The 20,964-nt window shown below is 66.1% G+C and carries 19 protein-coding genes and 1 pseudogene; 8 read left to right on the forward strand and 12 right to left on the reverse strand.

The window, feature by feature from the left end; translation table 11 throughout:
* Positions 1 to 11: 11 nt before the first annotated feature.
* From SB771_RS28005 to SB771_RS28030, 6 genes and pseudogenes are all read right to left on the reverse strand, one after another.
* Complete coding sequence (locus SB771_RS28005) at positions 12 to 1,274, reverse strand: serine hydrolase domain-containing protein (protein WP_175661618.1); 1,263 nt, start codon at positions 1,272 to 1,274, stop codon at positions 12 to 14.
* 144 nt (positions 1,275 to 1,418) lie between these two features.
* Positions 1,419 to 2,378: a transporter gene (locus SB771_RS28010; RefSeq protein ID WP_175661617.1), complete on the reverse strand. Its 960-nt coding sequence runs from the start codon at positions 2,376 to 2,378 to the stop codon at positions 1,419 to 1,421.
* 33 nt (positions 2,379 to 2,411) lie between these two features.
* On the reverse strand, positions 2,412 to 2,939 hold the full coding sequence (locus SB771_RS28015) for a flavin reductase family protein (protein WP_175661616.1): 528 nt from the start codon (positions 2,937 to 2,939) through the stop codon (positions 2,412 to 2,414).
* A gap of 5 nt (positions 2,940 to 2,944) precedes the next feature.
* The gene (locus tag SB771_RS28020) at positions 2,945 to 4,183 is read right to left on the reverse strand and encodes a styrene monooxygenase/indole monooxygenase family protein (RefSeq protein ID WP_175661615.1); all 1,239 of its coding nucleotides are present in this window, start codon (positions 4,181 to 4,183) and stop codon (positions 2,945 to 2,947) included.
* A gap of 62 nt (positions 4,184 to 4,245) precedes the next feature.
* A pseudogene (locus SB771_RS28025) lies at positions 4,246 to 5,033 on the reverse strand (SDR family oxidoreductase).
* A gap of 78 nt (positions 5,034 to 5,111) precedes the next feature.
* On the reverse strand, positions 5,112 to 6,341 hold the full coding sequence (locus tag SB771_RS28030; protein ID WP_175661613.1) for a dienelactone hydrolase family protein: 1,230 nt from the start codon (positions 6,339 to 6,341) through the stop codon (positions 5,112 to 5,114).
* Positions 6,342 to 6,693: 352 nt separating this feature from the next.
* On the opposite strand from SB771_RS28030, the gene SB771_RS28035 reads away from it, so the two are divergent.
* The gene (locus tag SB771_RS28035; protein WP_175661612.1) at positions 6,694 to 7,719 is read left to right on the forward strand and encodes an AraC family transcriptional regulator; all 1,026 of its coding nucleotides are present in this window, start codon (positions 6,694 to 6,696) and stop codon (positions 7,717 to 7,719) included.
* Positions 7,720 to 7,919: 200 nt separating this feature from the next.
* On the opposite strand, the gene SB771_RS28040 is transcribed toward SB771_RS28035, so the two are convergent.
* Together SB771_RS28040 and frmR are read right to left on the reverse strand one after the other, a co-directional pair.
* The gene (locus SB771_RS28040) at positions 7,920 to 9,029 is read right to left on the reverse strand and encodes an S-(hydroxymethyl)glutathione dehydrogenase/class III alcohol dehydrogenase (RefSeq protein WP_006753041.1); all 1,110 of its coding nucleotides are present in this window, start codon (positions 9,027 to 9,029) and stop codon (positions 7,920 to 7,922) included.
* 56 nt (positions 9,030 to 9,085) lie between these two features.
* Positions 9,086 to 9,361 carry a formaldehyde-responsive transcriptional repressor FrmR gene (frmR, locus tag SB771_RS28045; RefSeq protein WP_006753040.1) on the reverse strand — a complete coding sequence of 92 codons (276 nt, stop codon included), beginning with the start codon at positions 9,359 to 9,361 and terminating at the stop codon, positions 9,086 to 9,088.
* 358 nt (positions 9,362 to 9,719) lie between these two features.
* On the opposite strand from frmR, the gene SB771_RS28050 reads away from it, so the two are divergent.
* On the forward strand, positions 9,720 to 10,907 hold the full coding sequence (locus SB771_RS28050) for an MFS transporter (RefSeq protein WP_175661611.1): 1,188 nt from the start codon (positions 9,720 to 9,722) through the stop codon (positions 10,905 to 10,907).
* Positions 10,908 to 10,959: 52 nt separating this feature from the next.
* Complete coding sequence (locus tag SB771_RS28055; protein WP_011661186.1) at positions 10,960 to 12,093, forward strand: porin; 1,134 nt, start codon at positions 10,960 to 10,962, stop codon at positions 12,091 to 12,093.
* 207 nt (positions 12,094 to 12,300) lie between these two features.
* Here SB771_RS28055 and SB771_RS28060 read toward each other — a convergent pair whose 3' ends face one another.
* Positions 12,301 to 13,749 carry an amidase gene (locus SB771_RS28060; RefSeq protein WP_175661610.1) on the reverse strand — a complete coding sequence of 483 codons (1,449 nt, stop codon included), beginning with the start codon at positions 13,747 to 13,749 and terminating at the stop codon, positions 12,301 to 12,303.
* Between the two features lie 93 nt (positions 13,750 to 13,842).
* Complete coding sequence (locus tag SB771_RS28065; RefSeq protein ID WP_279607327.1) at positions 13,843 to 13,965, reverse strand: hypothetical protein; 123 nt, start codon at positions 13,963 to 13,965, stop codon at positions 13,843 to 13,845.
* Between the two features lie 389 nt (positions 13,966 to 14,354).
* Between SB771_RS28065 and SB771_RS28070 the strand changes: the two genes are divergently transcribed.
* Complete coding sequence (locus SB771_RS28070; RefSeq protein ID WP_175705102.1) at positions 14,355 to 15,803, forward strand: PLP-dependent aminotransferase family protein; 1,449 nt, start codon at positions 14,355 to 14,357, stop codon at positions 15,801 to 15,803.
* 191 nt (positions 15,804 to 15,994) lie between these two features.
* Positions 15,995 to 16,462, forward strand: coding sequence for an antibiotic biosynthesis monooxygenase family protein (locus SB771_RS28075; protein WP_011661189.1), 468 nt, complete (start codon positions 15,995 to 15,997; stop codon positions 16,460 to 16,462).
* 103 nt (positions 16,463 to 16,565) lie between these two features.
* Here SB771_RS28075 and SB771_RS28080 read toward each other — a convergent pair whose 3' ends face one another.
* Together SB771_RS28080 and SB771_RS28085 are read right to left on the reverse strand one after the other, a co-directional pair.
* Entirely contained in the window at positions 16,566 to 17,528 is a 963-nt protein-coding gene (locus SB771_RS28080) for a LysR substrate-binding domain-containing protein (protein ID WP_011661190.1), read from the reverse strand.
* A complete protein-coding gene (locus SB771_RS28085) occupies positions 17,525 to 17,695 on the reverse strand; it encodes a hypothetical protein (RefSeq protein WP_175661608.1) in 171 nt (56 codons plus the stop codon). Before SB771_RS28085 ends, SB771_RS28080 begins: the two co-directional genes overlap by 4 nt.
* On the opposite strand from SB771_RS28085, the gene SB771_RS28090 reads away from it, so the two are divergent.
* The 3 genes from SB771_RS28090 to SB771_RS28100 are packed head-to-tail and all read left to right on the forward strand — an operon-like array spanning position 17,683 to position 20,939.
* The gene (locus SB771_RS28090; protein ID WP_175661607.1) at positions 17,683 to 18,852 is read left to right on the forward strand and encodes a M20 aminoacylase family protein; all 1,170 of its coding nucleotides are present in this window, start codon (positions 17,683 to 17,685) and stop codon (positions 18,850 to 18,852) included. The genes SB771_RS28085 and SB771_RS28090 overlap by 13 nt on opposite strands.
* Before the next feature lie 52 nt (positions 18,853 to 18,904).
* Complete coding sequence (locus SB771_RS28095; RefSeq protein WP_175661606.1) at positions 18,905 to 19,699, forward strand: ABC transporter substrate-binding protein; 795 nt, start codon at positions 18,905 to 18,907, stop codon at positions 19,697 to 19,699.
* 55 nt (positions 19,700 to 19,754) lie between these two features.
* Positions 19,755 to 20,939: a porin gene (locus SB771_RS28100; protein WP_175661605.1), complete on the forward strand. Its 1,185-nt coding sequence runs from the start codon at positions 19,755 to 19,757 to the stop codon at positions 20,937 to 20,939.
* The last annotated feature ends 25 nt before the right edge of the window (positions 20,940 to 20,964 follow it).

The following is a 20,964-nucleotide window of genomic DNA, read 5'->3' on the forward strand; positions in this document are numbered from 1 at the left end:
GCGCCGGTGTGTCACGGCCGCCCCTCGCTCGGCACGTCCGACGCCTTGCTGAGCTCGGCCATGATGATTCGCGCGATCTCGTTGGCCGGTGCGCGTCCGTCGGGGCCGGCGCCCGTGTTCGCCCACGTGACAATCGTCGTCTTCGTCGCCGGGTCGTAGCCGGCGAATGTATTGAAGCCCGGTATTTCACCGGTGTGTCCGTAGAACGTACCGAACTTCGCGAGCCCCATGCAGTAGCTGGCCGATGCGGGATTCGACGGATCGATCGGCGTGCAGCTCGCGAGCCGTTGCGCTTGCAGGTCGGCGTTCAGGTAGCCGCCCCCGACCATGCGCTGCACGTACGCACCCAGTTCGGTCGCGGTCGAGATGCCGGAGCCGGCCGTCCATGCCCACGACGTATTGACGGTCGTCACGTTGGCGGGCTGCAGCGTGCCGTTTTTCGCGGCCGCCTGGCGTGCCGGGGACAGCGCGTCGCTGTCGATCGTCTCGGTATTGGTGCCCCACTGATAGCCCTGCGGCGACGGCGCGGGCAGCGCCGTGTGGTCCTGCGGCGGCAGGGCGGTTTCGGTCAGGCCGAACGGTGCGAACAGCCGCGTCCGGATCGCATCGGCGGCGCTCATGCCGGTGAGCTGCTGGATGATCAGGCCGAGCAGCACGGTGTTCGTGTTCGAGTAGCGGAAATCCGCGCCCGGCGCGAAATAGACGGGCTGGCTCTCCGCGATGCCCAACAGCTCATCGGTGGTCCACACCTTGTCAGGCTGCGCATCCAGCGTCTGGTTGAACGCGAGATTCGTCGAGTAGTTGTAGAGGCCGCTGCGCATGGTCAGCAACTGCTCGATCGTGATCGAGTCGCCGTTCGGCACGTTGGCGACGTACTGGCTGACGTGGTCGGTCAAGTGCAGCCTGCCTTCCTGCACGAGTTGCAGGATCACCGTGCCCGTCCACGTCTTCGTCACGCTGCCGACGCGGAAGTGCGCGTTGGTCGGGATCGGCGTGTTCGTGCCGCGCACGGCCGTGCCGAACGACGCGAGCCAGTTGCCTTGTGGCGATTGCACATAGACGACGGCGCCGGGCGTCATCGTATCCGCGAGCAATGCGTCGATCTGCGGGCGCGCCTCGGTCGCGAAGGCGGGTTCGCCCGAGCTCACCGAGCTGTCGCCGCCGCAGGAGGAAATCGCGATGCCGACGGCCAGCGCCGGTGCAATCGCCGCCACGCGACGCATCAGCCGCTTGGCGGCGCGCGGGAAAAGCCGGGGAGGAGCAGAAGTCGCCATCGCGTGTTCCCTTCCTGTTCGTGATGTCTTGGTGTCTCCTTGCCATCCCCAGAACTATAGGACACGCATTCACGCGCCGAAGGTGTACGTTGACTTCGTCATACGATACCGACCCGGGCCGACGTCGGCGGCGGGGCCTGGGCGCTACTGAAAGTGATGCACGTACCGCAGCACCATCCGCGTGCCCTGCGGCCGGTTGCGCGCATAGACCTCGAAATACGCGTTGAACATCAGGTGATCCTGCGGCGAGAAGCTGACCATCGCGCCCGGCCCGATCGCCAGCACGGCTTCCCGCGTGCCGGCAACATCCTGACCATTCGCCTTCATGTCGGTGGTCTGGCGCAGCCAGTAGCCGTTGAGCCCCAGCCGCAGCCCGGGCCGCACTTCGTACTCCGTCGCGAAGTTCGCATGCACGGCCTGACCGGCCTGCGTCGACGTCACGTCGGGCCCGAGCGCGGTCGCCGGCTCGTGATTGGTGGCATTCCACAAATAGTGCAGCCGCCATGACACGGTCCACTTCGGCGTGACCCAGAACGTCGCGGCCCAGTACGGATCGAACGACCAGAAATGGCTGCCCGGATTGATCGCCCGCGCCGGATCGTAGGCACCGGTCGGCGTGATGAACTGGAATTCCACGCGCTGCGCGAAGCGCGGGCCGTGCGCACCCATCACCGGATCGAACTGGATGAACGGGCCGACCAGCAGGTCGCCGAACCCGGCACGGGAATTCAGCGCGACGTTGCCGATCCCGTCGTTGGTATGCACGGACGCCACCCACGGCAGGATCACGTCGAGCCCCGGATGCATGCCGCCGAACGTCAGCGGCGACTGGTAGACCAGCTGGCTCAATCCTGCGAACAGATCGATGTCCTGCTTCGGCAGCCCGACCTTGTTGCCGGCATTGTCGTTGATGCGGCCGGCCGTGTAGTACTCGAGATACTGCGTGCCGTACCAGCCGGCGCCGGCCGGCGGCATCCCGTCGAGGAAGCTGGTCATCCCGAGGTTGACCGCCGGCAGGTCCGTCGCATGGGCCGGCGCGGGGCCGGTCAGGCCGGCGAACACGAGGCCTGCGATCGCAAGCAGGCGAGAGCCGCATTTCATCATCACCATCTCCTGGATATTTATCTGTATCACTAATTAAATGGAGCGAGAAAAATCGGGATGCGCCGAGATCGCGCGATACTGGCCCGCATGGAACACGAGCGGCGCATGGCCGTTCGTATCGAATGCCTCGATCTGGCCGATGAACAGCAGGTGGTCGCCGCCTTCGTAATGGCCGACGTTGCGGCACACGAAACGCGCGCTCGTGCCGTCGAGGCAGGGCACGCCGCCCGCGTCGGCGTCCACGTGCGGCACGCCGTCGAACTTGTCGGCGCTCGGCGTCGCGAAACGGCGCGACAGTTCGATCTGGTCGTGCGCGAGGATGTTGATCGCGAAGTGCGTGGCCGCGACGAAATCGGGGCGGCTCGGCGCCACCTTGCGCAGGCTCCACAGCACGAGCGGCGGGTCGAGCGACAGCGACGAGAACGAATTCGCGGTGAGGCCGACCTTGCGCCCGTCCGGCGCGCGCGTGGTGATCACGGTGACGCCGGTCGGAAACTGTCCGAAAGCGGCGCGCAGTTGCAGCGGATCAATGGCCGGATCGCAGGAAGTGGTGGTGTCCATGTCGCTTACTCCGAACGCTCGGCATGTTCACGGATCAGCGCCGCGCAGGCCGACGGCTCGAACCACCACGGCGCGAACTGGCGCGGATCGTCGAAGCCGTTGACGATCGTGGCGGCCAGCGTCGGCAACTGGCCGGCCGCGCCGAGCAGTTCGAGAATGTGCGGCGGCGGCGGGGTGAGCAGCGAGTTGGTCCAGCGCACGACGTGCTGCGCATATGCCCAGTAGCGTTCGAACGTTTCGTGCATCCAGCCTTCGTCGAACGGCGCGGCTTCGCGCGCGAGGATCGCGTCGCCGTACACCTTCGCGCATTTCGCCGCATTGTTCGAGCCCTGGCCGGTGATCGGATCGTTGACGACCACCGCATCGGCCATGCCGAACACGGTGCGGCCCGACGGCAGGCGGAAGAACGGCTTGCGCACGGTCGGCGTGAACCGCCCGGACAGCGTGCCGTTCGCGTCGGTGAGTTCGATGTCGCGGCAGCGTTCGAATTCCCACGGCACGTACTGCTGCAGGAACGACAGGCTGCGGTCGAGATGCTGCTCGGGTGTCTTCACGTCGGCCCAGCAGTCGAGCGGGCCGCCGGGGATGCCTTCGAACACCATGATTTCGCACGGGCCCGTCGTGGTCAGCGCCGGAAACACGAAGTATTCGCCAATGCCCGGCAGCAGGTTGAAGCGCACCCGCGAATACGGCTGGCTCGGCGTCATCCCCTTCACGTAGGTGAGGGCCAGCGCGCGTTGCGGGCGCTCGAACGCGCTGCGCGCGTCGTCGCGGCCCAGCAGGTTGACGATTTCGCCCTTGCCGGCCGCGAGCAGCACGAGATCGTGGCTGCGCGCGAGATCCTCGAGTTCCGGCACGCCGACGTCACAGATGCGCACGTCCGCGCCGCGGCGCTGGATTGCGTCGAGCCAGTCGGCCATCTTCACGCGCTGGTCGACCGATTGCGCGTAGCGGGTCAGCCGCGACGACCAGTCGATCGCCTTGCGGCCGTTGCCGTCCGGATGCGGCACCGCGATGCCGATGCCGTCGACGGACGGGCACGCTTCTTCCCAGGTGTTCAGGCCGAGATCGCGCTCGATCTGCAGCGCGGTATGGAACATGCACTGGCTCGACATGACCTTGCCGGAGCGGATCTGTTGCGCGTCGCGGTTGGTCGCGAGCGTGACGTGATAGCCCTGGTCGAGCAGCGTGAAGGCGAGTTGCAGGCCGGACTGGCCGGCGCCGACGATAGCGATGCGTTTCATGACTAAATCCTTGGTAGAGCGAATGACTTGGATCGGAATAGGACGATAGAAACGGTTCGCGGTTACCCCGCGAGGCGCGGAATCGCCGGCACCGCCTGCTCGGGGCCCATCGCGGAATAGCCGCCGTCCACCGCGTAGTCGGCACCCGTCACGAAGCTCGCGGCGTCGCTGCACAGGAACGTGACGACCTGCGCGACTTCCGACGGATCGCCGACACGACCGAGCAGATGAAACGGCGCGGCCACGCGATCGGTCTTCGCGCGGTCGCCGTGCGTCAGTTCGTCCATCACGCGCGACCAGTCCAGCCGGGCGACACCGAGTTGACGCGAATCCGGTCGGCGGCGAGATCCATCGCCATGCTGCGCGTGAGCTGGCGCATCGCGGCCTTCGAGGTCGGGTAGAGCCAGCGGCCGGTCTGCGCGCATTGCGCGGAGATCGAACTGAAGTTCACAATCGCGCCGCCGCCGCGCCGCGTCAGGTGCGGATGAACGGCCTTGACCAGCATCGCGGCCGACACGACGTTGACGTCCATCGCCGCGAGCCAGTCGCGACGCGACGCCTGGATGCCGTTGTCGACGTAGCTGCACGCGAGGTTGATCAGCAGATCGATCGCGCCGAAGCGTTCGGCGACGGCCGATACCGCATGTTCGATCGCGCGATCGTCGGTGATGTCGGTCGCGATGAACATCCCGCGTTCGCCGAGCGTATCGGCCACGCGCGCGCCGTTTTCCGCATCGAGATCGAGGATCGCGACGCATGCGCCGGCGCGGCTCAGGTCCTGCGCGACGGCGGCACCGATCAGCGTGGCGCCGCCGGTGACGAGCGCGACTTTGCCAGCAAGGGCAGTCATGGGTGTCTCCTGGAATGATTGAATCAAGGCGGCGCGCGTTCGGCGCACCGCCTGCGCATCCTGCCTATCCGCCGTCGCTCACGCGCTGTCGTGCCAGCGCTGCATCAGACCGTTCGACGGCACGGTTTCGTCGAGCAGCTTGCGCGCCGTTTCGACGCCGGCGACGGGCAGCCCGGCCGCGTCGAGCAGCCCGATCTGCACGAGTACGCTCGCCTGGTCCCAATAGATGTGTTCGTGATACAGCTTGTCGCCGCGGAACTTGACGATCGCGACGAGCGGAATCTCGACGCGCTTGCCGGTCGGCGCGACGCCGGGCAGCATCCAGTCGATCTCGGTCGTATGCGTGAAGCAGAACAGCAGCTCGTCGACGATCTGGCTCGCGCCGATCGTGCGCGAGATCGGCGTGATCGTCGTGTCCGGCGGGTTCGCATGCACGAAGTGATGCGTGTAGAAGCGCTTGAGCTCGTCGTGGCCGACACCGCCCGTCAGCGTCGGGATATGGTTCACGTAGGGTTGCGCGACCATCGTGGCCATCGTCGCGTCGACGTTGCGCGTGTCGAACTCGTGCCGCAGATGTTCTTCCCACAGGGTGGACAGGTCGTAGTGCGGGCCGAGCGCCGCGCGGAACGCGGCGATCGCGCGCTGGTGCGCCATGACCGCGGCCGCCTTGTCGAAATGATCGCCGCCGACGCGCGCGAACGCATGATCGACGCCCGGGTACACGTATACCTCGACGCCATCGCGCCCCGCCAGCGCGGCGGCGATGCGCTGCTGCGCGTCGGGCGGGCAGAAGCGGTCCTGCGCGGGGATCTGCAGCACGAGGCGGCCGCGCAGGTGAGCGGCTTCGTCCAGCGCGTGCTCGATCCCCACGCCGTAATAGCAGACGGCGGCCGCCACGTCCGGCAGCCGGCACGCGGCGAGATACGCGAGCTTGCCGCCCAGGCAGTAGCCGAGCACGCCGGCCCGCCCCGTGCATTCCGGCCGTTGCGTCAGCACGGCCAGCGCGGCGGCGACGTCCTCGACGCCCTTGTTTTCGTCGTACTCGCGGTACAGCGCCATCGCGCGCTCGGAGTCGGCCGCGGTGTAGCCGAGTTCGATGCCGGGCGCCTGGCGCCAGAACAAGTCGGGCACGAGCACCGTGTAGCCTTCCTCGGCGTAATAATCGGCCACGTCGCGCATCGTCGCGTTCGCGCCGAAGATCTCGTGACACAGCACGATGCCCGGCCCCGTGCCGCCGGCCGGCGTGCTCAGGTACGCGCGAAACGCACCGCCGTCCGGCGACGGGATCTCGATGTGTTGCCCTTTCATGTGTCCCTCCAATTCGTTCGTGATTTTCATGGCCCCAGTATTGGCGGACGAAACGCGCGCTTCTATCCGCTTTCTTCGGCCGGTATCCGCGAATTCCGGAAACCTGTGGATCGGCCCGCCGCGCCGGGCCGGCACGCGGTGCACTGCGGGTATGTGCGGATGCGGAAGTCACGCACAGTTTTCTACGATGCGCGAACGGCCCGCTTCTTGCGTCATGGGCGCAGCGCTCGCGTAGTGTAACGACGCGGACTGTCCGGATACGCCGACGCTATCCGGCTCGTGCGACGGGATTCCCCGGAATCGGGATTGCGTGCACAGCGCAAGTGCGATCGGGCACGACGGGAGAACTTCGATGGGGCAATTTGCCGGAACGGGCTGGCTGGGCGACGCCGCCTGTTTCAATCACGACACGCTGCTGCTGCAGTCGAACGATCTCGACGAGGTGCGGGCGCGCGTGGCGGACGTGTTCAAGCCGCATCGGCTCACGTTGACGGGCGACTCGTGCGCGCTGCATAGCCGCATGCACCATGCGCGCTGGGGCAACCTGTCGCTGAATCTGCTCGATTACGGCGGCGAGGTGTCGATCGAACCCGGGCCGCTCGAGCACTTCTATCTGTTGCAGATTCCGCTGCGCGGCGACGCCGAGATCGAATGCGGCACGACGCGTTTCGTGTCGTCGCCCGACACCGCGTCACTGCTGTCGCCGACGCTGCCGCTCAGGATGCGGTGGGGCGAGGCGTGCCCGCAGGTGATCCTGCGCATCGAGCGCGAGGTGATGGAGCGGCATGCGCAGCGGCATTTCGGCGACGACCGGCGCGTGCCGGTGGAGTTCGAGCCGGAATTCAGGCTGTCGTCGCAGCAGGGCGCGTGCCTCGCGCAGATGCTGCCGATGCTCGCCGACGCGATCGCGACGGACGGGCATCCGCTGCGCCATCCGCTCGCGTTCGAGCAGCTCGAATCGACGCTGCTCAATCTGTTGCTGTACGGCCAGCCGAACAGCGCACGCAATGGCGCGCGCGTCGCGCCGGCGCCGCTCGCGCCGTTCTATGTGAGGCGCGTCGAGGAATACATCCGCACGCATGTCGACGAGCCGCTGACGATCGAACGGCTCGCCGAACTCGCGGGCGTGAGCCCGAGCACGCTGTTCGCGGGATTCCGCAATCGCCACGGCATCACGCCGATGGCCTTCGTGCGTCAGTTGCGTCTGCAACATGTGCGCGACGAATTGCTCGACGATGCGACACCGGGGCTCGCGTCGGTGACGGACGTTGCGCTGAAGTGGGGCTTCGCGCATCTCGGGCGATTCGCGATCGACTACAAGCGCGCGTTCGGGGAATCGCCGTCGGCCACGCTCCGGATGCGGCGCGTGCGGTGCTGACGGTCGCAACGGCGGGGCGATCACGCGCTCGGCGCGCATGCGCGGCGGGCCCGTGGGAGTAGGTGTGTGACTGGCTGGCGATCGTTGCCGGTCTGACAGAAGAGGGTGCGGAGAATGTGTCGCGCCGGCAAGCCTCGCGGCTTGCCGGCGACATCGCGCGAGCAGCCCGCTTGCTGCAGCGGGCCTCCTCGCGCGTGGGTTCAGAAATGCACGACGGTCCGGATGGACTTGCCTTCGTGCATCAGGTCGAACGCTTCGTTGATGCCGGTGAGCGGCTTCGTGTGCGTGACGAACGGTGCGAGCTGGATCGTGCCGGCCATCGCTTCCTCGACCATGCCCGGCAGTTCGGAGCGGCCCTTCACGCCGCCGAATGCCGTGCCCAGCCAGCGGCGACCGGTGACGAGCTGGAACGGGCGCGTCGAGATTTCCTGGCCGGCGCCCGCGACGCCGATGACGACCGACTGGCCCCAGCCGCGGTGCGCGCATTCGAGCGCCGCGCGCATCACGTTGACGTTGCCGATGCACTCGAAGCTGTGGTCGACGCCCCAGCCGGTCATCCCGACGATCACCTGCTGGATCGGCTCCTGGTAGTCCTTCGGGTTCACGCAGTCGGTGGCGCCGAACACGCGGGCGAGGTCGAACTTGCCGGGGTTGGTGTCGATCGCGATGATGCGGCCGGCCTTCGCGAGCTTGGCCCCCTGGATCACCGCGAGACCGATGCCGCCGAGGCCGAACACGGCCACCGTATCGCCCGGCTGCACCTTCGCGGTGTTCTTCACCGCGCCGAGGCCGGTCGTGACGCCGCAGCCCAGCAGGCAGACCTGCTCGGGATTCGCCTGTGGGTTGATCTTCGCGAGCGAGACTTCGGCGACGACGGTGTATTCGCTGAACGTCGAGCAGCCCATGTAGTGATAGATCGGCTGGCCGTTGTAGCTGAAACGCGTGGTGCCGTCGGGCATCACGCCCTTGCCCTGCGTGGCGCGCACCGACACGCACAGATTGGTCTTGCCGCTCTTGCAGAACAGGCACTCGCCGCATTCGGCGGTGTAGAGCGGAATCACGTGGTCGCCGGGCTTGACGCTCGTCACGCCTTCACCGACTTCCACCACGATGCCGGCGCCTTCGTGGCCCAGCACGGCGGGAAAGAGGCCTTCGGGATCGTCGCCCGACAGCGTGAAGGCGTCGGTGTGACAGACGCCCGTGTGGGTGATCTTGACGAGCACTTCGCCCTTGCGGGGCGGTTCGACGTCGATTTCGACGATCTGCAGCGGCTTACCCGCCTCAAACGCAACAGCGGCACGTGATTTCATGGCAATCCTGTTAAAAAAATCATCGAATGGCTCGGACCTCGACGATCCCCAGTCGGTCAGCGCAGGTAGGACCGAACGAGGGTCACGATATCGTCGATCGATCCGGACGAGGGCCGCGGGGCGTCCGCGAGCTGGGTGAATTCCTCGCGCAAATGGCTTTCGAGCACGCCGGCCATCACGCCGTTGATCGCGCCGCGGATGGCAGCCAGTTGCTGGAGTATCGGACCACAGTCCGCTCCCTCCTCGAGCGCCTGCTCGAGCGCGTTCAGTTGCCCGCGCACACGGCGCACGCGGGTCAGCACGCGTTTCTTTTCTTCGGGGGAATGCGGCATGGGATCGTGGTTTCCGGATACTGGGGGGCAGTATAGAACATTGCCGCGCGGAGGTATACGGAATCGTTGACCGCCACGGCCCGACCGGCTTCGGATGGGGTGTGGGCAGGGTGCGGGCGGAAGGCTGCACCGCCATGCTTGGCTCTCTGGTCCGTGGCCGGTTTGGACCAACGATGAATTTTTGACGTCGATATGCTGCGTTCACGTTGGATCCGGCCCGGCACCCGCGCTTTGGAATGGGCCCCGGGACAAGCGGGGGGGAAGTAACGCCGTCCACACGCCGATATCGATTCACGGGTCCGTGACATGAAGTTAGAAATCCTATCGAAATGGTTTAATTCAAGGAAACGATATGCAGATGCAGAATACTGAAAGCGTGATGCAGGGCGACACGACGGATTGGTTGCCGTTGATCGCCCTGTTCATGGTCGGAATCTTTCCGAACGGCGTATTGCTGTGCGCGCCGGCACTCGGCAACCAGCTCGTCAACGAGTTTGCGTTCACCCCCGAACAGCTGGGAAATTTCTTTTCACTGGAGTTTTGCGGGTTCGCGGTCGCCGGCATCCTCGGCACCTACGTGATGCCGAGGGTGAACTGGGTGAAGCTCTTCAACTTCGCGCTGTTCGTCTTCGTCGCTGGCTATCTCGCGTCGATTTTCGTCCTGCCCGATGTCAAGGGGCTCATGGCCGTGCAGGGCGTCACGACGATCTTCGGCGGCTGTTCGATCAGCCTGCTCGGCTTGTCGTTCTCGGGGCGGGTGTCGAGGCCGGCCCGCGGATATGCGATGTTCATCCTCGGCCAGCTGGCGTCGGGCACCGTCGGCCTCCTGGTCCTGCCGATGCTGTTCCAGGCCTATGGCCTGAAAGCATTCTTCGTCGCCGAAGTCCTGCTCGCGTTGTCGATGCTGCCGTTCATCAAGTGGCTCCCGGCCACGCCGCCGTCCGCGAGCGCGAGGAAGACGGTGCAGGCAAAGGTGCCGTTCCACTTGCTGCTGCTCGGGCTCGGCACCGTGACGGCGTTCTACTTCGGGCTGGCCAGCGTCTGGACGTTCGTCGGGCAAATCGGCACCAGCATCCCTCTGACGGACGCGAGCATCGGCACCGCGCTGGCGATTTCCACCGTGGCCGGGATGATTGGCTCGGTCCTCGTCGGCGTGCTCAGCGGCCGTGCGAAAGCGGCGCTCCTGATCTCGGCTGGCATGGGCGCGATGCTCCTGTCGTGTTTCGGACTGGTCGACGTGCGCTCGCTCGCGCTGTTCACGCTGTCCGCGATCCTGTTCAAGTTCGCGTGGACGTTCGCGCTTCCGCCGATGCTGGAAGCCATTGCGCAGGCGGACGACAGCAGCCGCTTGCTCGCGTTCTCCAGTTCGGGCATCGGCGTCGGCCTGATGGTCGGCCCCGCGATTGCCGGCTGGATCATCTCGATCAGCAAGGGCTATACGGCGATGCTGCTCGTTTCCGCATTGATGTGCTTGCTGGCGTGGCTCGGTTGCCTGGCACTCGTACGCGTCAATCGACGCACGACGAAGGCCGTCCCGGCGCGGTGATCCGCGCCTCGATGACCGACAGACAAAAATTACCCGCTCGTTTGGAGAATCCATGAAGCATAAAACGGCAATGCTGTGCACGTTGTTCTGTGCGGTAACAAACGCGTCCGCGCAGGACAGCGTGACCCTGTACGGCCTGATCGACCAGGGCATCGGCTTCACGAACAACGCCGCCGGCAAGCAGGCGTGGCAGACGCAGAGCGGCTGGACCGCGGGTGACCGTTGGGGGCTCAAGGGCGTCGAATCGCTCGGTGCAGGAAACGCGGCCATCTTTACGCTGGAGAACGGATTTGTGCTCGATTCGGGCCGGGATCTGCCGTCGGGTATGCTGTTCGGGCGCCAGGCGTTCGTCGGCTTGCAGAACACGCAATGGGGCAGCGTGACGTTCGGCCGGCAATACGACTCGATTCAGGATTACCTTGCGCCACTGACTGCCAATGGCCGCGATGGCGGATGGCCGTTCGCGCATCCGTACGACAACGACAATGCGGTCGCAACGTTCCGCTTGAGCAACGCCGTGAAATTCAGTAGCGCGAACTATGGTGGGCTGCAGTTCGGCGGCGTGTACGCGTTCGGCAATACGGCGAGCTTCGCGAACAATCGCAGTTTCAGCCTCGGTATCGCGTACAAACTATCATCGCTGTCGCTCGCGGCTGCATATCTGCAGGCCGACTCGCCGGGCGCGACGGGCGCCGGCGCCGTATCGTCGACCGATGCCAATTTCGTCGCGCGGCGCCAGCGTGTGTGGGGCGCTGGCGCAAATTATGACTGGGGGCCAGCGACGCTCGGCCTGACCTATACGCACACGGTGTTGAACGATCCGGTTTCTTCCACCTATTTCGGCACGCTGCCGGCCGGCGCAACCTTGCTCCGGTTCGACAACGTCGAGGCAAACGTCAGGTATCAGGTCACGCCGACCGTGGTATTCGCCGCGATGTATGCGTATACGCTCGGCCGGTTCGACGGGGCGTCGGGCGAGGCAACGCCGCGCTGGCATCAGGCCGGCCTGATGCTCGACTACCTGCTATCCAAGCGGACGTTCCTGTATACGCAGGCGGTCTATCAGCATGTGGGCGGCGATGCGGCGGGCACCGTCTTCGGCAACGCGTACATCACCGGGTCGGCGGGTATCTCGTCGACCCGCTCGCAGGTGCTTGGCCGCGTCGGTATTCGGACAGTCTTCTGACGCGTCGCGGTTCGTTCGAACCGCGGCGGAAACCCTCGGAGAACGGCATCTGGATGGAAATGCCGGTTCGATCCACTGCTTTCCGGCGATATCAGGAGAGTTGCCGGGCCAGCGGGATGACCGAGCGGTCCGGGGAAACAACGAAGCCGACGACGCCTGTCGTCGGCTGTCATTACACGATCGACACGATCGCGCTTTGCACGAACGCTAACGCGCCACATGCACCGGCGGCCGCCGGGTCGCCCACGGACGCGCCTGCTCGAGCTGGGCGGCCAGTTGCAGCAGCGTGGCTTCCTGCCCGTAGCGACCGGCGAAGTGCACCCCGACCGGCAGCCCGCTTTCCGTCACGTGCAGCGGCAGCGACATGGCCGGTTGCCCCGTGATGTTGAAGACCGGCGTGAACGGAATATAGGAGAACACCTGCTTCGTCCATTCGAACGCGGCGATGCCCGCGCGATCCTGGTTCAGCTCGCCCAGCGGCCGGGGCAGCCTGGCCAGGGTGGGCGTCAGGAAGACATCGACGGTTTCGAAGAACGCGCCGACCTGCCGGCAGACCGCGTTGTGCTGGCCCAGCGCACCGATCAGGTCGGTGGCCTTGAAGTTTTTCCCTTCTTCGTACGACGCGAGCGTCGCGGCCTCGAGATTGTGCGGGCCGGGCGTGCGACCGGTCGCCAGCGCGAGTTGCTGCGCGCTTGCCGCGATGAAGCTCATCCACACGACGTGCGTCGCATCGAGGAACTGCTCCCAATCGTAGACGGGCGCATCCTCGACCACGATGTGACCGAGTTCCTCGAGCAGGCGGACGGTCCGATGCACGGCCTGCATGCAGTCGGCGTCGGGAAGCTCGCCGGATCCCGTCTTCGTCGACCACGCGATGCGCAGCGGCCGCGGCGGTTTTGTCATGGCGGTGGCGTACGGCTCCAGTTGCGGCAGCGGATGTCCGGGCGCACCGACGTCGGCGCCCGACACCGCATCGAGCAGGGCGGCCGCGTCGCGTACCGTGCGGGTCAGCGCAAACTCCGAGATTGCGCCGAATACGAGTTCCGCACCGTGGTTCGGCCCCCAGGGCGTCCGGAAGCGGCTCGGCTTGAGGCCGACCAGCCCGTTGCACGACGCCGGAATCCGGATCGAGCCGCCGCCGTCGTTGCCGTGCGCGACGGGTACGATGCCCGCGGCGACGGCAGCGCCCGCACCGCCGCTCGAGCCGCCGGCGCTACGCGTGAGATCCCACGGGTTGCGCACCGCGCCGTGCAGCCGTGGTTCTGTCGACGGGCTGTACGCGAACTCCGACGTCTGCGTCGTGCCCGCCAGCACGAGGCCGCATTGCCGGAATCGCGTCATCAGTTCGGAGTCGGCCGGTGCAACGAGCCCTCTCGCGAGACCGGAGCCCATCTCGCACTTCACGTCCTTCGCCTGCAGCACCGCTTCCTTGATCAGGAACGGCACGCCCGAGAACGGGCCCGCGGGAATCCCGGCCGACACGGTGCCGGTTGCCTGCTCGCGCAGGACCTGCAGCACGGCGTTGATGGCCGGGTTGACCTTGTCGATGGCGGCGAACGCGGTGTCCAGCAGCTCTTGCGGCGTGACGTCATTTTTGGCGACGAGCCCGGCCAGGCCCAGGCCGTCATACCGTGCATACTCTTCCAGGGAAATCATGGGGGTGTCCTGTCGTCAGATTGAATAGCCAGGGCGAACCGCGAGGCCGTCCGCCGGCCTCCCGGGATCACCACGTCACGGCCGTCCGTCGGTTCATCGTCGATGCCGCGCCGGCCGCGTTTCGTACGGCGCGGGCCATACGAGCGCCGCGCCGTAAACGACGAAAACGGCCTTGACGCTTGCAGCAAGACGGTCGATTGTTTTATCCAGCCACATGGCTTCTCCGCTCGAACGCGATGACGATCGGGTCGTCGTGACGTGAGTGATCGCCGGCAGGCGATGTGTCGGCACCGGCGATCGAGCAGGCGTGCGCCGGCCGCTTCGTCGGTCCGAGACCACTATAAGCAGGCAAAAGCGGGCGTTGTGGGACCAAGCCGGCGTGGATCGAAGGTGCCAAGTCGGGGGGATGCCGGGGGCGCGACAATCGGGATCGCGAGCCGCGGCGACATAGGGGCAACCGAGTGTTTGGCGAGTGTTTGCGGCGCAGTAAGATCGGGCGGGCGGCAGCGCGTGGTACACGACGGGCGTGACGAGCGCGGCCGCTTTCTTTGCGTTCGAGAGGATCCCTAGCGGTGGAGAAGCCATCAAGCCGAAGCAGAAAAAGTTTGAGCGTCCTGTTTACGCTGGACGGCAAAGGGGTGCTGGTCGACCAGCTGGTTAGAGCGTTGCGCATCGAGATCGCGAAGGCACAACCTGGCACGCGACTGCCGCCGACGCGCGATCTGGCGAAAGAACTCGGCGTCTCCCGAAACACCGTCACGACGGCTTACAGCGAGCTTGTGAACGAAGGGTGCATCGTTAGCCGCTTCGGCGCGGGATCGGTCGTTGCGGAGCGCCTCGCCGGCAAGCCGGCAGCGGCAGCTCCCACGATGCATGCAGCGACGCCCGCTCCGGTGCTGTCCCATTTCGCGAGACGCCTGCGGAGTCTCGAACCGTCGCCGATCCTCGAGCGGCCGGAGCTGAAATACGACTTCAGGTACGGCCTGCCGGTGACGGACGACTTTCCGTTTTCGAAGTGGTCGCGGATCGTCGCGCGGCGCGCGACCGTCAGCGCCACATCCAATATCGGCTATGGCCATCCGGGCGGCTATCCGGCGCTGCGCACCGAGATAGCCGAGTATCTGGCGCGGGCCCGCGGAATCCAGTGCCGGCCGGACGATATCGTCATCACGAACGGTTCACAGCAGGCGCTCGACCTGATCGCGCGGCTGCTGATCGATCCGGAGGACGGCGTGGTCATCGAGGAGCCGCATTTCGAAGGCGCGCGGGAGGCATTCGCCGCGGCCGGCGCACGGATCATCGCGGTGCCCGTCGACAAGGACGGCCTGCAGACCGCGAAGTTACCGGGTGCTTCCGCGCACTGCCGGGCCGTCTATGTGACGCCGTCGCATCAGTTTCCGACCGGCGCGATCCTTTCCGCGACGCGGCGCCGCGAACTGCTCGACTGGGCCGGCGAACACAATGCGTTCGTCGTCGAGGACGACTACGACGCGGAGCTGCGCTACGACGTGCGGCCGCAAGCGTCGATCAAGGCCGTGGACAGCGGCGACCGTGTCATCTACGTGGGGACGATGTCGAAGGTGCTTTTCCCGTCGCTTCGGATCGGCTACATCGTCAGTCCGAGGCACCTGCTGCCCAGTCTGCTGGCCGCGAAACACGTCTGTGACCGGCAGACGCCGCTGCTGTTGCAGTCGTCGCTGAGCGACTTCATCTCGCAAGGCCATTTCGACCGCTACCTGGTCGAGCAGAAGCGCCTCTGCGGCCGCAAGCGTGCCGCGTTCATGCGCGCGGTGGACGAATGCCTGGGCGAGCACGTCACGGTGCAGGGCATCAGCGCGGGCATCCATGCGCTGGTCTGGCTCAACAAGCGCACGTCCTGCGACGTTCCGAAGCTGATCGACGCGGCCGCGCAGGCCGGCGTCGGCATCTATCCGGTGACGCCGTATTTCCTCCACGCGCCCCGAAAGGCCGGACTACTGCTCGGCTATGCGTCGATGGAAGAGGCGCTCATCCGCGAAGGCATCGAACGTCTGGCGCGCGTGGTGCGCGGCTGATCGGCGGGCCGGCCCGGTTTCGTCCGCGGCACCGGCCGGCATTCGACTTGGCTCCTTCGAATTCACCGCCTTTGGACCGTCAGCGGGCTTTTTTGCCTGCCTATATTGGGCCGTCCGTCACTCGCAAACCGCACACGCCGGTTCGAGCGACGAGCGACTGCCCTTCAATCCAATCACCAGGAGCCCGTAATATGTCTGTCTATCTGAGCATGCAGCGAGTGCGTTTCTCGAGCCCCGATGGTTACGAGAAGTTCAAGATGGTGTTCGCGGACGTGCGCAACCACCTGAAGGAAGTCCCCGGATTCATGCACCTGACGTGGTGGGTGCATGCGGACGATCCCGCCTGGTTCAACGAAGTCAGCTTCTGGACCAGCTTCGATGCGCTGCGCGACTGGCATGCGAACGTGTATCACAAGCATGCGAAGGAATGGGCGGTCCGCACCGGCGCGATCATGGAGGACATCATCACCAATTTCGAGCTGAAGAACACGCGCCTCATCCGCGTCTGCCCGTGCTGCGGGACCGCCGATGACAGCCCGTATCCGCTCGAGCGGGAGCAGGAAGTGCTTGGACAGCCGTGCGGGCAATGCGGATTCAACTTTCCCGTGACGTCCGAAAACACGGCGAGCACGGCGCTATACAAGGACGTCGGCGTCTGACGCTCGAAGTTTCGGTGAAGACTGCGGGCCGGTTTCAATGTGGTCCGCGTGCGGCGCCTGCCGGATCGGTGCATTTCCTGCGCGCATGGCTCACCGTACACCGTCAGATCAACAGCGTCAGCGTGCGGAACAGCGCGAGATCCTCCTTCCGTGCCGACCGCGCATGCCGGCGGATCGTCTGCAGCAGGCAGTCGATGAAGCAGCGCGCGGCGTCGCTCAGCGTGCTGCTGCGACGCGTGACGATGCCGAGTTCGCTCGGCTCGAAGGTTTCCTTCAGCGACAGCACGCGCATCCGCTCGCCGAACGGCGGCACGGCCGCGAGGATGGTCGGGCACCACGTGCACATGCCGGCCTGTTCGAGCATCGTTTGCAGCATCGCGACCGACTGCGCGCGCACGATGCGCCGTTCGTCGATCTGCGCACCGTGCCGCGTGAACAGATAGTCGACGAGCGCGGCCTGACCGTCGGGCGACGAATTCAGCACCCAGTCGCAATCGAGCAGGTCGTGCACCGACTTCGCGCGCTCGCGCGGATGGCCGGCGCGCACCATCACCGACGTGTCGTAGCGCAGCAGCGGCTCGAAGGCGAATTCCTGCGCGCCGCTGCCGGGCTGCACGTGGCCGAGCGCGAAATCCATGCTGCCGTCGCGCAGCAGCGGTTGCGCGACGGCCATCAGCGCTTCGTATAGCTCGAGCCGCACGTCGGGCATCCGTTCGCGAAACCGCAGCACGGTTTCGGCGAGGAACGTCATCGTCAGCCACGGCGTCACGCCGACGCTCAGCCGCCCCTCGACGCGTCCGCGCATCCGCTCGAGATCGCTCTGCGCGTGCTCCAGTTGCTTGAGCACGAGCTTCGCGTGCGTGAGCAGGGTCTTCCCGTACTCGGTGAAGCCGATGCCTTCCGGCGCGCGCACCAGCAACGGCAGGCGCTCGCTGGCCTCCAGCTCGCGCAGCGCGCGCGTGACGGCCGCCTGCGACAGCCCGAGCGTGCGCGCCGCGCCGCGGATGCTGCCGGCCTCCGCGCTCGCGACGAGCGCCTGCAACTGATGCAGCTTGATCGTGCTCATGGTTTTGATGGTGCTGAGGGTGCGATACCCGACAACGAAAGGTTGTCATCATAACGAAACTGCGGCTGTTCGCCGGTTTTTTCGCTGCCTACGATTTCGCCACGATCTGCCATTCCGGCGATCGGCAACCGGCACGCATCGAGGAGTATCAGGGTTGGATCGAGCACGCATTCCGCCTGAAATGGCGGCCATCGAGACCGAGATGATCGCGCTGCGCCATCGGCTGCATGCGCATCCTGAGCTCGGTTTCGAAGAAGAGGCAACGAGCGCGCTCGTTGCCGACTGCCTGACAACATGGGGTTATCGGGTCACGCGCGGCCTCGGCGGCACCGGCGTGGTCGGCACGCTCACGCGCGGCGCCGGAAAGCGGCTCGGGCTGCGCGCGGACATGGACGCGCTGCCGATCCGCGAGACCACCGGGCTTCCGCATGCGAGCCGCCGCGACGGCGTGATGCACGCGTGCGGCCACGACGGCCACACGGCAATGTTGCTCGCGGCGGCCCGTTGTCTGGCCGAGCGCGAGCGCTTCAGCGGCACGCTGAACCTGATTTTCCAGCCGGCGGAGGAAGGGCTCGGCGGCGCGAAGCGGATGCTCGACGACGGGTTGTTCACGCAGTTCCCGTGCGATGCCGTATTCGCGATGCACAACGTGCCGGGGCTGCCGGCCGGCGTGCTCGGCTTCTGCGACGGCCCGGCGATGGCGTCGGCCGACGAGGTGCGCGTGCGGGTGATCGGGCGCGGCGGGCATGGCGCGGCGCCGCACACGACGATCGATCCGGTGGTTGTCTGTGCATCGATCGTGATGGCGCTGCAGACGGTCGTGTCGCGCAACGTGAATCCGCAGGAACTGGCGATCGTCTCGACCGGCTCGATCCACGCGGGCACCGCATCGAACGTGATTCCGCCGCATGCGGATCTCGAACTGAGCGTACGTGCGCTGTCACCGGACGTGCGCGCGCTGCTGGAGCGGCGCATTCGCGCGATCGTGCACGGTCAGGCCGACAGCTATGGCGCGACGGCCGAGATCGACTATCGCCACGGCTATCCGGTGCTCGTCAATCACGCGGCGGAAACGGCGTTCGCCCGTGACGTGGCGCGCGAATGGGGTGGCGACGACGCGCTGATTCCGCATCTGCGGCCGATCGCGGCGAGCGAGGATTTCGCATTCATGCTCGACGCGTGCCCGGGCAGCTACCTGTCGATCGGCAACGGCGACGGCGCGGCCGGCTGCGGGCTGCACAATCCGGGCTACGACTTCAACGATGCGTGCCTCGCGACCGGCGCGAGCTACTGGATCGCGCTCGCCGAGCGCTATCTCGCGTGACGCGCACACACGAATTGATTCACCTTCAACAACGGAAGCAAGGAGACGGGCAATGAAACAGTGGATGGCGGCGCTCGCGGTGGCGCTGACGGCGACGACGATCGCGGGGGCCGCGCAGGCGGGCGACTGGACGGGCAAGGAGATCCGCCTCGCGGTCGATCCGACCTACCCGCCGCTCGAATACAAGCTGCCCGACGGTACGCTGACCGGGTTCGGGATCGACATCACGAACGCGTTGTGCGCGGAGCTGCGTGCACGCTGCGTGTGGGTCGAGTCGAGTTTCGACGGGATGATTCCGGGGCTGCTCGCGCGCAAATTCGACGTGATTGCCTCGTCGATGACGATCACGCCGAAACGGATGCAGCAGATCGCGTTCACGAACCGGATCTCGAACGCGCCGGCGCGGCTGATCGCGCGCAAGGGTTCGCCGCTGCTGCCGACGGCCGCGTCGCTGAAGGGCAAGCGGGTCGGCGTCGAGCAGGGCTCCGCGCAGGCCGACTACGCGATCGCGAACTGGCAGCCGGCCGGCGTGCAGATCGAGTCGTACCAGAACCAGGATCAGGTGTACGCCGATCTCGTGACGGGGCGGCTCGACGCGGCGTTCCAGGCGTCGATCGCGGCCAGCGACGGCTTCCTGAAGAAGCCGCAGGGCAAGGACTTCATGTTCGTCGGTGCAGCGATCGACGACGCGAAGTACTTCGGGCAGGGCGACGGCCTCGGGCTGCGCAAGCAGGACACCGACCTGCGCGACGCGTTCAACCGCGCGCTCGCGGCGATCCTCGCGAACGGCACGTATCAGAAGATCAACAAGAAGTATTTCGACTTCGACATCTACGGTACGAAGTAAGCCTGGCCGCACCTCGACGTGCGGCCTGGAATCAACATATCAATAAGGAAAACGAATGAACTGGAGATTGATTTTCGTCGCGATGCCGGCGCTCTGTGCTGCGCCGGCCTTTGCACAAGGCAGCGTCACGCTGTACGGGCTGGTCGATGCCGGCATCGACTATACGAACAATGTAGGCGGCCACAGTGCGTGGCAGATGGCGAGCGGCTTCGCGCAAGGCAGCCGCTGGGGACTGAAGGGCACCGAGGATCTCGGCGGCGGCTACAGCGCGCTGTTCCAGATCGAGAACGGCTTCAACGTGAACAGCGGCACCCTCGCACAGGGCGGCCGCATGTTCGGGCGGCAGGCTTACGTCGGGCTCGGCAACACGCGCTTCGGCACGCTGACGCTCGGCCGGCAATACGACTCGGTCGTCGACTATCTCGCGCCGACGACCGCGAACGGCAGCTGGGGCGTCTATCCGTTCTCGCATCCGCTCGACAACGACAACACCGGCAACACGTTCCGCGTGAACAACACGGTCAAGTACGCGAGCCCGGATTTTGCCGGTTTCTCGTTCGGCGGCACGTACAGCTTCAGCAACGACACCGGGTTTGCGAACAACCGACAGTGGAGCGTCGGTGCACAGTACGAGCAGGGCGGCCTGCTGGTCGGCGCGGCATTCCTGAATGCGGACAACCCGGGCGTGACGGCCGGCGGCGCGATCGCGGGTTCGGGGTCGGTCGGGGCGGATGCGAACTTCGCGTCCGCGCGGCTGCGGATCTTCGGGGCCGGGATCAACTACACGGCAGGGCCCGCGACGCTCGGGTTCGCGTACACGAACAGCAACGTCACGCGGCCGACCGCGAACGTCGGCTACCTGTTCGGCGACGAGACGATCGAACCCGTCGCGGGGCCGCTCGCGGGCGGCACGGTCACGGCGATCAAGTACCAGAACTTCGAAGTGAACGGCAAGTATCAGTTCACGCCGGCGTTCTTCGTGGGCGCGCAGTATGTATATACGACCGTACGCTACGACGCGACCACGGGCAGCGCGAAACCGAAGATCCATTCGATCGGGCTGATGGCCGACTACAACCTGTCGAAGCGCACCGACGTGTACCTGATGGGTGCATACCAGCGGGTTGCCGGCGACGCGACCGGCTCGTCGCTCGATCAGGCGGTTATCCCCGGGGCGGCCGATTTGTCGTCGACGTCGAAGCAAGTGATGGTGCATGCGGGGATCCGTCACAAGTTCTGAGCGGATTGGGCGGGAAGCGGGGCGG

Source organism: Burkholderia sp. SIMBA_051, from assembly GCF_046534915.1.
GTDB classification, from domain to species: Bacteria; Pseudomonadota; Gammaproteobacteria; order Burkholderiales; family Burkholderiaceae; genus Burkholderia; species Burkholderia ambifaria.